This window comes from Sphingobacterium sp., from assembly GCF_039596235.1.
Lineage (GTDB): Bacteria > Bacteroidota > Bacteroidia > Sphingobacteriales > Sphingobacteriaceae > Sphingobacterium.
The window spans coordinates 92326-105258 of record NZ_JBCNKE010000008.1 but is presented as its reverse complement, the minus strand read 5'-3'; the positions used below and the strand labels follow the sequence as shown (position 1 = coordinate 105258).

Genomic DNA, 12933 nt, shown 5'->3' with positions numbered 1-12933 from the left:
AATATCCTCTCTCTATTCTTTTCCCCTATAATCATCAAAACAGTCTCTTTGATAAATCGTTTGGGCATATTTTTAAACAATTCCTACATTTAACATCTATAGTCCCCTTTTAAAAGCATTAAACAAAATAAAAACACCTGATTAACAATATTTTACATGTATTTAAAAAAAATATATATTTTTTGGGTTACCTTTTTGGGTTCTGTGTATTAAGTGATGAAAAAGAAAATATTTCAATTTAAATTAGAAAATTAGAAAATGAAAAACGCATTAAAATTCGGTTTCTTAGGTTTAGCTTTAACTGTAGCTTTCGCATCTTGTAACAACACTGAGAAAAAAGCTGAAGGTGCTGCTGACTCTGTAACTAACTCTTTGGATTCAGCTGCTAATACATTAGATTCAGCTGCTCAAAAAGTTGATTCTGCTGCTCAAAAAGTTGATTCAGCTGCTACTAAAGTTGATTCAGCTGCTACTAAAAAATAATTTTAGAAACTGAATAACGCATTTAAGGAGGCTTTTCGCAAGAAAGGCCTCTTTTTTTTAAAAATTATTGAGAAATAGGGTTACCTTTTCCTATTACCAGTATTAAGTCTAAAATAACAAGATTTAGAAATTACTTTTAATTTTAATAAAATGAAAAACGCATTCAAATTAGGTTTCTTAGGATTGGCTTTAACTTTAGCCTTCGCTTCATGTGGTGAAACTGGTAAAAAAACTGACGCTGCTACTGATTCAGCTAACACTGCTTTAGATTCTGCTAACACTGCCTTAGATTCTGCTAAAACTGCTGTAGATTCTGCTAAAACTGTTGTAGATTCAGCTAAAACTGCTGTAGATTCAACTAAAGCTGCTCACTAATTCTCTGAAACAGAATTTAAAAAGTATAAAAAGCCTCCCAGTACGGAGGCTTTTTTTATATCTCATCCAATTAAATTGCTAAGCTCCAAGCAATTTTTTACCTTTGCCAAAAATCATTCAATCTATGGCTTTATCATCCTTAACAGCAGTCACGCCCATCGACGGACGCTATTACAATAACACCAATGAACTTGCGGCTTTTTTTTCCGAATTTGCCCTAATAAAATATCGCGTACGTGTGGAAGTCGAATATTTTATCGCATTAAGCGAATCTGGAATCGCTCAATTGCAACATTTTGACAAGACACTAAACGAAAAATTAAGAGATATCTATCGTAATTTTTCAGAAGAAGATGCGATCTGGATCAAAAACACGGAAAAAGTTACCAATCATGATGTTAAAGCTGTTGAATATTTTTTGAAAGATCAATTTGAAAAACTGGGATTACAGGATCATCTTGAATTTATTCACTTTGGTCTGACTTCTCAGGATATCAACAATACAGCCATTCCACTTTCATGGAAAGAGGCAATCAAAGAAAGTTACTCGCCTATTATTGAAGAATTGGTACACGAGCTAAGATCTTTGGCAACCTCCTGGTCAGAAATTCCAATGCTAGCCCGTACACACGGACAACCAGCATCTCCAACACGCTTGGGTAAAGAGCTTTATGTCTTTATCGAACGTATTGAACGTCAGTTACAACTTTTACATAACGTACCTTATTCAGCTAAGTTTGGCGGAGCAACAGGCAATTTCAATGCTCATCACGTGGCTTATCCAGAGACCAATTGGGTTGCCTTCGGCAATAATTTCGTCAATAATATTCTAGGACTGGATCGTTCACAAACCACCACCCAAATTGAACATTATGATAATTTCGCTGCAAGCTGTGATGCATTAAAACGAATCAATAATATAATTATTGATCTATGCCGGGATATATGGACTTATATTTCCATGGAATACTTTAAGCAAAAAATCACTGCTGGCCAAATTGGATCCTCCGCAATGCCACATAAAGTCAATCCCATTGATTTTGAAAACGCAGAGGGAAATTTGGGAATAGCTAATGCAATATTTGAGCATTTAGCCGCTAAACTACCTATTTCACGTCTTCAAAGAGATCTTACAGATTCAACTGTACTACGTAATATTGGCGTTCCATTTGCACACACGCTAATTGCTGTAAAATCTACTTTGCGTGGTTTACGTAAGTTGATCTTAAATGAACAGGCACTTGCGAATGATCTTGAAAATAACTGGGCTGTTGTTGCCGAAGCGTTACAAACGATCTTGCGTAGAGAAGGCTATCCAAAACCTTATGAAGCATTAAAAGATCTAACACGTACCAATACGCATGTGACCAAAGAGACCATTGCGACCTTCGTGGATAATCTCAAGGTATCCGAAGAAGTAAAAGCGGAATTAAAGGCTATCACACCTGCGAACTATACGGGTGTCACTTTGTAAGCTTTGACTTATAGATGACCTTAACAACGCTGCTTTTGATATATCTTTGTTTGGAATAAAATTAAAATTAAATGGCTACTATCAACGTATATACAGAATCTACTCCCAACCCTTCAACTATGAAGTTTTTGGTCAATAAATTATTGATCAATGGTAGTGTAGATTTCCCAAATAAAGAAACGGCCCAAGATTCACCTTTCGCTACGGAATTGTTCAAATTCAATTTTGTAAATGGTGTATTTTTTGCAAGCAATTTTGTTACCATTACCAAAACAGAAGATGCGGAATGGGAAGATATTGAAGCCTTGTTGAAAGACTTTGTCAAAGGTGCTGTAGAATCTGAGCTTGCGGTGAAAGCTGTACATCAGGATACAGAGATAAACTTTGAAGGAACAGAAACAGAAGTGAAAATACAACAGGTATTGCATGATTACGTACGCCCTGCTGTGGAACAAGATGGCGGTGCTATTCATTTCAAATCTTTCGATGAAGGCGTAGTAACCGTTGAACTTAAAGGTTCCTGTAGCGGTTGCCCTTCATCGACAATCACATTAAAAGCTGGTATTGAAGGATTATTAAAACGTATGGTTCCTGAGGTGACGGAAGTTGTTGCTGAAGCGATGTAATTCCGATACAATAAAATTTTCAGAAAAGGATTCAGCATTGAGAGATTTTGCTGAATCCTTTTTTTTGGCTAAGTCTGACATCCCCATAATGGATAAGACTTTTGCGCACACCGTTCTCATTCATTAGTCACATCAAACGAATCTTTCAGTGGTAGATTGGCTGATGAATTCCCAATAAATAATTCAAATTTTCCGGCTTCCACAGTCCATTTATTATGTTGATCCAACAGCTCGAGGTGAGCCGGTAAAATCGAAAACTGAACAGACTTTTTCTCACCAGGGTTCAATTCGATTTTTTCGAAACCGCGTAGATCCATCTCATAAGTTGTTACGGAAGAAACAAGGTCCTTGACATAAAGTTGGACAACCTCTGCTCCTTTTCTTTTTCCAATATTCTGCACATCCACGGTAAGGGTCAATGAGTCCGTTGGGCGGATTCGTTTCTTATTTAGACGCAAATTTGAAAATTGGAAATCAGTATAACTTAAACCATAACCAAAAGGGTAAAGGAAGCCCACAACCCTACTATTTCCCCAGCCATTAGGGCCAACCCCTGGCTGTCCTGCCTGCGCTGCGGGTTTAGTCGGGAAGTTCATTTCAATTTGTCCGACAGATTTTGGAAAAGAAATCGGGAGCTTTCCACTCGGATTATACTCACCAAACAACATCTCTGCGACAACATGTCCAGATTGACCACCAAGAAACCAACTTTCCACAATAGCGGGTAAGTATTTATTTTCCCAATTAATAGAAAGTGGGCGTCCGTTAACGAGTACCAGAACGATTGGTTTCCCTGTCTCTTTTAACTTCATTAGATAATCACGCTGTTTACCCGGTAGGTTCAGATCTGAACGAGACCGGCTTTCTCCAACTTCGCGTTCCGACTCCCCCATGACAGCTATAATCAGATCAGACTCGCTTCCAAGACGAACTCCGGTCCCCATACTTTCTACTTCCTCTTGTGACAGTTCGGTTGGGATAATCTCACTCTCGGGCCAGTTTTTATCGACAACATCAACGCCTTTTGTATAGTCTACTTGGATTGCCTTACCTTTAGCATATTCGATGATACCATCCCTAATTGTTGTGATCGGGTTATTGGACGGGCCATAACGGCTTGTTGTATAATTCGTTGCTTCGGCCATAGGGCCTGTTACCAGAATCCGCTTATACTTACTGACATCTATTGGTAATAACTGCTGCTCATTCTTAAGCAAAACAATGGATTCTCTATTCATTTGGAGGGAAATATCCTCATCTGCCTGTGTATGAATTTCCTTGTCCGCCAATGTTGTATTATCAAGAAGCGGATGATCGAATAATCCTAACTTAAACTTGACCGTCAATACCTCCCTGACACGTTGATTCAATACATTCATATCAAGCCCACCTTCGTTGATAAGCTCCATTAATGGTGTCAGGTATGTACTCGGCGGATCGAAATTCGTCCGGACATTGAGTCCGCCCTCTAGGGCTTGCCGTATTGCATCCTTATAGTCCGCAGCAACATGATGTTTACTGTTTATAAACTCCAGGGCTTCACTATCCGAAACAATATATCCTTCAAATCCATAATCCTTCCGTAGCAAATCTTGCAGAAAATATTTACTTGACGAGACCGGTACACCGTCGTAGTCATTGTAGCTACTCATGATGCCCATTGGTTTGGCCTCTTTTATCACCCGTTTAAATGGGTATAAATGAAGTTCATGCATTTCACGAAAACCAACATGCGGATCTGTCCGTGCATTTCCATCTCGTCCCCCTTTGGGTACAGAATAAACGGCATAGTGTTTCAAGGTAGACGCAACACCATGTTGTTGAATACCCAATACAGCCTGTTTTCCCATTTCTGCAATATGAAAGGGATTTTCGCCATAAGTTTCCACAACACGCCCCCATCTTGGATCTCGGGAGACATCCAGAATCGGAGCATAGACATTCGTATACCCTAAATACTTCGCTTCTCTGCCCACAATTTCACCTGCCGTTCTCACCAATTTGGTATTCCAGGTACTTCCAATATTAATCGGAGCCGGTAGTGGCGTTGCCCGATCATGGTTGAGCCCGTGTATTCCTTCATTCGTAAAATCAACTGGAATACCTAGCCGGGTATGTTCGATAAACCATTTTTGTATATTATTCAATGCAATAGCATGGCGACTGAAGGGAAAAGAAAAAGAACTTTTTGCGGACTTATTGTAAGCCAAGCTGTTTAACATTTCATCAATATTAGCTAACCCATGTTTCCATATCTCATTGTCCCAGGCAGCTGTAGGTTGTTCATCTTTCAATACTCTTCCATAACCATAGAGGGTAACGGTTTGATTGGCCTTCTCCTGAGTCGTCATTTGGCTCATCAGGTCCTCCACTCGACTTGCTATGGATTGTTTACGATCTTCATAAATATCCTTTTTGCCATTTTTATTAAAGTCGATCCAATCTTTATGATAAACGGGGTTATCCTGGGCAAAAGAATGGAATTGTAATGCGGAAAATGCTGCAACGAGCAAAAAACGTCTAGGATGATCGAACATGGTCTTGAAAATTGTGGGTTTTATAATTAATAGCAAGGTACAAAAAAACTCAACATGAAAAGTTCTAAAATTGAAATGCTATTGATTTACGCCTTGGCAAACCATTCACCAACATATCAATCTGCAGCAGCTAATACATCATGCTAAATAAAGAAATTCACTTTTTAACAAGCATCTAGCTTAAAAATAGTTAACTTTACGACCAATTGTGAAACCAACAAAAAAAATGAGTGCAGATATTAACAAACTAGAACAAATTGCATCACAAGTAAGACGTGATATCGTACGGATGGTACACGCATGTCAATCAGGACACCCAGGTGGTTCTTTAGGTTGTACAGATTACTTTGTGGCGCTTTATTTCAATGCAATGAAACGCAATCCTTCATTTGATATGGATGGAAAAGGCGAAGATCTATTCTTCCTGTCAAACGGACACATTTCACCTGTATTTTACAGTACATTGGCACGTGCGGGTTATTTTGAAGTAAGCGAATTGGCAACATTCAGAAAAATCAATTCGAGATTACAAGGTCACCCAACGACACACGAAGGTCTTCCGGGCATCCGTATTGCGTCAGGCTCTTTGGGTCAAGGGTTGTCCGTAGCGATCGGAGCAGCACAGGCAAAAAGATTGAATAAAGACAATAATCTAGTTTATGTATTAATGGGTGATGGTGAATTGCAAGAAGGCCAGGTTTGGGAAGCTGCAATGTATGCACCACACAACAAGATTGACAACTTGATTGCAACTGTAGATTATAATAATGCACAGATCGACGGATCAACTGACCAGGTGCTATCATTAGGCGATCTTCGTGCAAAATGGGAAGCTTTTGGCTGGGATGTGATGGAAGTGATAAAAGGAAATGATATGACTTCAGTAGTTGCGGGCTTGGAAGAGGCGAAATCACGTACTGGAAAAGGTAAACCGGTGGTTATCTTATTGCACACAGAGATGGGAAAAGGTGTTGATTTCATGATGGGTTCTCATAAATGGCACGGTGTTGCTCCAAATGACGAACAATTGGCGTCGGCATTGAATCAACTTACTGAAACTTTAGGAGATTACTAGAAATGAAAAAATATACTTACACAGAGTCAAAAGATACACGTTCAGGTTTTGGAGCTGGCTTATTGGAAGCTGGAAAACAAAATGAAAATGTAGTCGCATTATGTGCCGATTTGATCGGTTCATTAAAAATGAACGATTTTATCAAAGAATTCCCAGAACGCTTTTTCCAAATCGGTATTGCTGAAGCAAACATGATGGGTATCGCAGCTGGACTTACTATTGGCGGTAAAGTTCCTTTCACAGGTACATTTGCCAACTTTTCAACAGGTCGTGTTTATGACCAAATTCGTCAATCTATCGCGTACTCAGGGAAAAATGTGAAGATTGCGGCTTCTCACGCTGGATTAACTCTAGGTGAAGATGGTGCTACTCACCAGATTTTGGAAGACATTGGATTGATGAAGATGTTACCGGGAATGACTGTAATCAACCCTTGTGACTTCAACCAAACAAAAGCGGCTACTATTGCTGCAGCGAAATTTGAAGGTCCGGTTTATTTACGTTTTGGTCGTCCGGTAGTTCCTAATTTTACACCAGCTGATCAAGAATTTGTCATTGGAAAAGCAATCTTATTAAATGAAGGTACAGATGTAACCATCATCGCCACAGGTCACTTGGTATGGGAAGCCATCCAAGCTGGTGAGAAATTGGCTGAATTAGGCATCAATGCTGAAATCATCAATATCCATACCATCAAACCACTAGATGAGGAAGCGATCTTGAAATCTGTTGCAAAAACAAAATGTGTCGTAACTGCTGAAGAGCATAACCGCCTTGGTGGATTGGGCGACAGCGTTGCACAGGTATTAGCCAAAGAATTACCTAGTCCACAAGAATACGTAGCGGTAAATGACAGTTTTGGTGAATCAGGTACTCCGGCGCAGCTCATGGAAAAATACGGTTTGAATGCAGATGCTATCGTCGCTGCTGCTCAAAAAGTAATCAAAAGAAAATAACAAAACTACACAGGTCAATATATGGATGACGCTTTAATTATAGCAAAATTCGCCGAAGAAAGTACGCGAGAAGAAGCTTTCCGTTTATTGTTGAAAAAATATCAACAAAAGATTTATTGGCATGTGCGGAGAATGGTGATCGATCACGATGATGCAGACGATGTCGTTCAGGATATTTTCGTCAAAGTATGGAAGAACCTTGGGAACTTCCGTGAAGACTCACAATTGTATACTTGGCTATATCGCATTGCAACAAACGAATGTATTACATTCTTAAATAAAAAAAAGCAAAAGCAGAACGTGTCGTTGGATGACGACACGACTGCTTACTTAGCAGAAACACTTGCTGATGGCAATTATTTTAATGGCGACAAAGCTCAAATGAAATTGCAACAGGCTTTATTAACATTACCGGAAAAACAGAAATTAGTTTTCAATATGAAATATTTTGAAGATATGAAATATGAAGAGATTTCGGATGTACTCGGTACAAGTGTTGGTGCACTAAAAGCATCTTACCATTTGGCAGTAAAAAAAATAGAGGCTTTTTTTAATAACCACGATTAAACCTTTTAGCGAAATTCGCCTCTAACAAATACTATGAAGGAAAATAGCACATATCATGATGGGCTGGAATCTAATCATCTTCCAGAATCATTGCGTGAAAATCCTTTTGGCGTGCCTGAAAATTATTTCAGTGATTTAGAATCTAAAATAATAGCGCAAGTCAAATGGATAGCATGCGAAGATTATTCTGTATTTGAGGTTCCTGAAGGATACTTTGATTCGCTCCCTGATGTTGTGTTGAGCAAAATAGCAACAGAATCTCTCAAAGCTCATGTCGCTGTAGATGGCTTCGCTATTCCTGAAGAGTATTCGGTTAAATTAACAGAAAATATCTTTCATCGAATTTCGGAAGAAAACTTAAAAGAAAAAGTCCCATCAGATGGCTTTGGCATCCCTGTAGATTACCATACGGGGCTTGAAGAAACTATTTTCGCTCGAATTGCGGAAGCAGAATTGAAGGAACATATCTCAACGGATGGTTTCGACCTCCCCGTAGATTATCATGCCAATCTTCAAGATGCTATTTTTGGTCGTGTTGCAGAAGAAAAATTAAAAGATACGATTCCTGTCACAGGTTTTGACCTGCCACCACATTATTTTGATACGCTTTCAGACAGAATTATCAGGGCTATTCAAGACATAAAAGAAGAAAGAGATTCAACTCCGATCCGTAGCTTAGGAAAGCAAAAAAAATGGTATACCCGATATGCTGTAGCAGCTTCGTTCACAGCTATGTTAGGCCTGGGCGGTTATTGGGGCTATCAATACCAACAGGACAATGCAGTCGCACAAGATAACGTGGCCGAAGAACAGCTCAGCCAACATTTATCTGAAATACCTAAACAGGAAATCATCAATTATCTTTCTGCCTCGGCCTCAGGTGACGACATTATATATATGTCCCAATATACGGATGAAACAAATCTTCCAACGAAAGGATTTGGCAGTAATATATCTAAACAAGAGATAGAAGATTATCTAAACTATACCTTATAATGATGTTTAACAAAAAATACATATGGATAACATTGTTCTTTAGTATATTTTCTATTGCCTTGGGCTTTGCGCAAGACAAAAATCGATTTCAAGCTATTGAAAATGAGAAGATAGCTTATATTACTAAGGAACTAGATTTAACTCCCAGAGAAGCACAGCAATTCTTTCCACTCTATAATGAATATAGCCAAACATTATGGGATATTCGGAAAGAGAAATTAAATGGTGCCCCTAAAAATAGTTTTAGAGGTGGATCAAGGGATGTATTGGAATATGATGCCAAAGAAGTACAGATAAAAAAGGAGTACCGCGCAAAATTTGCCAAGGTGATAGGCAACGCCCGAGCTTCTCAATTCTTTGAGGTAGAACAAGAGTTCAGGGAGCATCTCTACAAATCTTTACAAAATAGGAGGAAATAATCTCAAAAAATAAAAAAGAAGTCTTAAAGACTTCTTTTTTATTTTCGGACATTTGTAAAATCATGCTAAGCAACAGAGAATTATTTTTGATGAACACTGCTCAGACTTCTAGCTCACCTAGATTAGTTGAAGTGGTTAAGGCCGAGGGTGTTTACCTTTATGGGCCAAATGGAGAAGAATATATGGATCTTGTCTCCGGGTTTAATGTGAGTAATATTGGACATCGTCACCCCAAAGTCCTCGAGGCAATAAAGGCTCAACTCGATCAATATTTGCATGTCACCGTTTATGGTGAATTTGTACAAGCACCCCAAGTTCAGTTTGCAACAGAACTATTAGCGGAATTACCTTCGGATTTTCAATCGGTATACCTGACCAACAGTGGCGCAGAAGCTGTCGAGGGATCTATGAAAATAGCAAAAAAATTTACCGGAAGACGACAGATTATTGCAGCCAATAAAGCCTATCATGGAAGTACACAAGGTGCTTTAAGTCTTATCGGAAACGATGAGTATCGTAAAGCTTATGCTCCACTCCTTCCCGAAATAGATTTTATCAGGTTTAACAATCCGCAGGACTTAGCGAAAATTACCAATGAAACTGCTGCTGTAATTCTGGAGGCCATTCAAGGCGAGGCTGGTGTTAGAGTTCCCGATGTGGCTTATATGCAAGCTGTGCGGAAACGCTGTGATGAGACTGGTGCCCTACTAATTTTCGATGAAATCCAGACCGGATTTGGTCGTACTGGTAAATTATTTGCCTTTGAACACTTTGGTATTGTACCTGATATTCTCATGCTAGCCAAAGGCATTGGCGGTGGCATGCCTTTAGGGGCTTTCGTAGCAGCCAAAGAAGTAATGGATGTCATTAAAGACAATCCAATGCTGGGTCATATCACAACTTTTGGAGGACATCCTGTGAGTTGCGCTGCCGCGCGCGCATCGCTGGCTGTCATTAAATCAGAGAACCTGGTTGAGCAAGTAGCCTATAAAGCTAATTTATTTCGAGAAAAACTCAGCCATCCGGCAATCAGAGAAATACGAGGCCAAGGTCTTATGATGTGTTTACAATTGGATAACTTTGAACAAGTTTATAATGTCAGTAAATACTGCGCAGAACACGGTGTTATGATCGACTGGTATTTACACTGTGAAACTGCACTTCGGGTGGCCCCCCCATTGACCATTACGGAAGCTGAAATTGAAAAAGCCTGTAACATCATTATAAAAGGTTTGGAAAAGTATGCTTAAAGTATGTAACTTTAAAGCATAACAAAAACCTAATAATGAGCACAAACCGCAGATCATTTATCAAAAAAAGCATTATTGGCGCCGGTCTTCTGACTGGAGCCAATTTATTGGGCTATGAAACTTACGCCCATGAAGATAACTTAAAATCTTCAAAAATAAGTCTGAACGACGGAGACGTCATCCTTTTTCAGGGAGACTCTATTACAGATGTAGGTCGGGATAGGAATAATAGAAATGCCAACGAAACCACAGCTTTAGGTCACGGTTATGCCCTACTAGCCGCGAGCGAATTATTGAACAAATATGCCGCAAAGAATCTAAAAATTTATAATACCGGAATCAGCGGCAATCGTGTTCCTGACCTTCAAAAACGCTGGGCAGAGGATACATTAGCAATCAAACCTACTGTGCTAAGTATCTTGATCGGCGTAAATGATTTCTGGCGAACGATAGACCGTGGCGCAAAGACTACTGTTGAAGAATATAAATCGCAGTATCAACAATTGCTGCAGGAAACATTACAAAAGCTTCCTAATGTTAAGCTGATCATTGGAGAACCTTTTGCTATAAAAGGTGTAGGCCACATTACAGATGCCTGGTATCCCAAATTTTTAGCCTATCAAGAGACGGCACGCGATATTGCAAAAGAGTTTAATGCGATACTTTTGCCTTATCAGAAAATATTTGATAACGCACAAAAATCTGCTCCAGGAGCCTACTGGGCAGCAGATGGTGTACACCCAACCCTTGCCGGTGCACAGTTAATGGCAACAGCCTGGATGGAATGTGTTAAATAGTATAAAAGAGAAAACTATATAAAAAGCAAAAGTCTCCTAAGAATTGGTTACGTCGACATAACCGTTAAGGGGATACGAATAAATCGACAGAAAAATGGGAGTATCCAACCTTTTGGTACACTCCCGTTTTCTTATAATTCTATTCTAAATCTCTTTATAGGGAGTTTTCTGTAGATTAGGAAGAAAATAGGCGACAATACCGATTAAGGGTAAATACGAACACAGGTGGTAAATAAATTCAATGGATGTATGATCCGCTTGCCATCCGAGTACCGCAGACCCGATTCCCCCCATGCCAAATGCAAATCCATAAAACAAACCAGAGACCATACCCAACTTCTTAGGCAATAACTCCTGTGCATATACGATAATTGCAGGAAAAGCGGATGACAATATTAATCCGATGATCACAATCAATATTCCAGTCATTGTAAGGCCAACATAGGGCAAAGCCAATGCGAAGGGTGCTACGCCTAAAACGGAGAACCAAATCACATATTTCCGCCCAAAACGATCTCCAAATGCTCCACCTAGCAAGGTCCCCACCGCAACGGCTATCAGAAAATAAAACAGGTACACCTGTGCCTCCACCTCATTGATCCCAAACTTTTTCATCGTGTAAAACTGAAAATAATTGGTAATACTTGCGATATAGAAATATTTGGATACGATTAACATTAATAGGATAATGACAGTTGCTACAATACGTGAATTGGAAAGATCTGGAACACGAATATTCCTTTTCGTTGATCTCGAAACATTTGCAAGCCGATGCTTATACCAAGTGCCGATATAATAGGAAATAAACTGGCCAACAATTGTAAATAAGCACATCCAAGCAATAGCCTGCTGTCCTCGAGGTAAGACCAGAAAAGCAACTATAATAGGTGCTAGAGCTGTCCCTGCATTCCCACCGATCTGAAAAATGGACTGTGCCATACTCCTTCTACCGCCCGAGGCCATGTAAGCTACCCGGGAAGATTCAGGGTGAAAAATTGATGAGCCGATGCCAACAAGAAAGACAGAGAACAAGATCCATGCATAGCTATGCGCCTGGGAAAATAACAACATGCCCACCAGTGAAAATGACATGCCTATAATCTGTGAGTATGGAACAGGATGCTTGTCCGTAAATGAGCCTACAACGGGCTGAAAAATTGAAGCAGCAATCTGATACATTAATGTAATCATTCCTACCTGTGAAAAACTAAGGTGGTGTTCTTCTTTCAATAACGGGTAGGTAGCGGGAATGACAGCTTGAATAAGGTCATTCAGCAGGTGCACCATACTCACGGCAAATAAAATAGAAAAAATTGGTCTGGTTTCTTTTTCCTTGATCATGATTTCGCTTTAAATTAAAAAGGTCGATTTTATTCAA

At 39.4% G+C, this 12933-nt stretch carries 13 protein-coding genes; 11 read left to right on the top strand and 2 right to left on the bottom strand.

The features are described from left to right. Positions 1 to 258 precede the first annotated feature (258 nt). The 4 genes from ABDW32_RS16605 to ABDW32_RS16590 all read left to right on the top strand — a co-directional run bounded on the left by ABDW32_RS16605 (position 259) and on the right by ABDW32_RS16590 (position 2958). On the top strand, positions 259 to 483 hold the full coding sequence (locus ABDW32_RS16605; protein WP_343564366.1) for a hypothetical protein: 225 nt from the start codon (positions 259 to 261) through the stop codon (positions 481 to 483). Between the two features lie 150 nt (positions 484 to 633). Next, the gene (locus ABDW32_RS16600; protein WP_343564363.1) at positions 634 to 858 is read left to right on the top strand and encodes a hypothetical protein; all 225 of its coding nucleotides are present in this window, start codon (positions 634 to 636) and stop codon (positions 856 to 858) included. A 124-nt stretch (positions 859 to 982) separates the two neighbouring features. Then, positions 983 to 2332, top strand: coding sequence for an adenylosuccinate lyase (gene purB, locus ABDW32_RS16595; protein ID WP_343564361.1), 1350 nt, complete (start codon positions 983 to 985; stop codon positions 2330 to 2332). A gap of 71 nt (positions 2333 to 2403) precedes the next feature. After that, positions 2404 to 2958, top strand: coding sequence for a NifU family protein (locus ABDW32_RS16590; protein ID WP_343564360.1), 555 nt, complete (start codon positions 2404 to 2406; stop codon positions 2956 to 2958). A gap of 116 nt (positions 2959 to 3074) precedes the next feature. Here the strand turns inward: ABDW32_RS16590 and ABDW32_RS16585 are convergent, their stop codons facing one another. After that, positions 3075 to 5495 carry a glycoside hydrolase family 3 N-terminal domain-containing protein gene (locus tag ABDW32_RS16585; protein WP_343564357.1) on the bottom strand — a complete coding sequence of 807 codons (2421 nt, stop codon included), beginning with the start codon at positions 5493 to 5495 and terminating at the stop codon, positions 3075 to 3077. 226 nt (positions 5496 to 5721) lie between these two features. On the opposite strand from ABDW32_RS16585, the gene ABDW32_RS16580 reads away from it, so the two are divergent. From ABDW32_RS16580 to ABDW32_RS16550, 7 genes are all read left to right on the top strand, one after another. Continuing rightward, complete coding sequence (locus ABDW32_RS16580; protein WP_343564354.1) at positions 5722 to 6570, top strand: transketolase; 849 nt, start codon at positions 5722 to 5724, stop codon at positions 6568 to 6570. Positions 6571 to 6572: 2 nt separating this feature from the next. Next, positions 6573 to 7526, top strand: a complete 954-nt coding sequence (locus ABDW32_RS16575) for a transketolase C-terminal domain-containing protein (protein ID WP_077437638.1) — start codon at positions 6573 to 6575, stop codon at positions 7524 to 7526. Between the two features lie 21 nt (positions 7527 to 7547). Beyond that, entirely contained in the window at positions 7548 to 8093 is a 546-nt protein-coding gene (locus tag ABDW32_RS16570; protein WP_077437639.1) for an RNA polymerase sigma factor, read from the top strand. A 33-nt stretch (positions 8094 to 8126) separates the two neighbouring features. Beyond that, positions 8127 to 9089, top strand: a complete 963-nt coding sequence (locus ABDW32_RS16565; RefSeq protein ID WP_343564346.1) for a hypothetical protein — start codon at positions 8127 to 8129, stop codon at positions 9087 to 9089. Further along, positions 9089 to 9508, top strand: a complete 420-nt coding sequence (locus ABDW32_RS16560) for a hypothetical protein (RefSeq protein WP_343564344.1) — start codon at positions 9089 to 9091, stop codon at positions 9506 to 9508. Before ABDW32_RS16565 ends, ABDW32_RS16560 begins: the two co-directional genes overlap by 1 nt. A gap of 62 nt (positions 9509 to 9570) precedes the next feature. Next, the gene (locus ABDW32_RS16555; protein ID WP_343564342.1) at positions 9571 to 10758 is read left to right on the top strand and encodes an aspartate aminotransferase family protein; all 1188 of its coding nucleotides are present in this window, start codon (positions 9571 to 9573) and stop codon (positions 10756 to 10758) included. A 35-nt stretch (positions 10759 to 10793) separates the two neighbouring features. Next, positions 10794 to 11555 (top strand): SGNH/GDSL hydrolase family protein, encoded by a 762-nt coding sequence (locus tag ABDW32_RS16550; protein ID WP_343564340.1) that lies wholly within the window; start codon positions 10794 to 10796, stop codon positions 11553 to 11555. A gap of 144 nt (positions 11556 to 11699) precedes the next feature. Here ABDW32_RS16550 and ABDW32_RS16545 read toward each other — a convergent pair whose 3' ends face one another. Next, positions 11700 to 12896 carry an MFS transporter gene (locus ABDW32_RS16545; RefSeq protein WP_343564337.1) on the bottom strand — a complete coding sequence of 399 codons (1197 nt, stop codon included), beginning with the start codon at positions 12894 to 12896 and terminating at the stop codon, positions 11700 to 11702. Positions 12897 to 12933 lie beyond the last annotated feature (37 nt).

Coding starts and splice junctions, on each gene's coding strand:
- purB (WP_343564361.1), top strand. CDS start 983: ATGGCTTTATCATCCTTAACAGCAGTCACGCCCATCGACGGACGCTAT.
- ABDW32_RS16605 (WP_343564366.1), top strand. CDS start 259: ATGAAAAACGCATTAAAATTCGGTTTCTTAGGTTTAGCTTTAACTGTA.
- ABDW32_RS16565 (WP_343564346.1), top strand. CDS start 8,127: ATGAAGGAAAATAGCACATATCATGATGGGCTGGAATCTAATCATCTT.
- ABDW32_RS16560 (WP_343564344.1), top strand. CDS start 9,089: ATGATGTTTAACAAAAAATACATATGGATAACATTGTTCTTTAGTATA.
- ABDW32_RS16585 (WP_343564357.1), bottom strand. CDS start 5,495: ATGTTCGATCATCCTAGACGTTTTTTGCTCGTTGCAGCATTTTCCGCA.
- ABDW32_RS16590 (WP_343564360.1), top strand. CDS start 2,404: ATGGCTACTATCAACGTATATACAGAATCTACTCCCAACCCTTCAACT.
- ABDW32_RS16550 (WP_343564340.1), top strand. CDS start 10,794: ATGAGCACAAACCGCAGATCATTTATCAAAAAAAGCATTATTGGCGCC.
- ABDW32_RS16580 (WP_343564354.1), top strand. CDS start 5,722: ATGAGTGCAGATATTAACAAACTAGAACAAATTGCATCACAAGTAAGA.
- ABDW32_RS16600 (WP_343564363.1), top strand. CDS start 634: ATGAAAAACGCATTCAAATTAGGTTTCTTAGGATTGGCTTTAACTTTA.
- ABDW32_RS16555 (WP_343564342.1), top strand. CDS start 9,571: ATGCTAAGCAACAGAGAATTATTTTTGATGAACACTGCTCAGACTTCT.
- ABDW32_RS16545 (WP_343564337.1), bottom strand. CDS start 12,896: ATGATCAAGGAAAAAGAAACCAGACCAATTTTTTCTATTTTATTTGCC.
- ABDW32_RS16570 (WP_077437639.1), top strand. CDS start 7,548: ATGGATGACGCTTTAATTATAGCAAAATTCGCCGAAGAAAGTACGCGA.
- ABDW32_RS16575 (WP_077437638.1), top strand. CDS start 6,573: ATGAAAAAATATACTTACACAGAGTCAAAAGATACACGTTCAGGTTTT.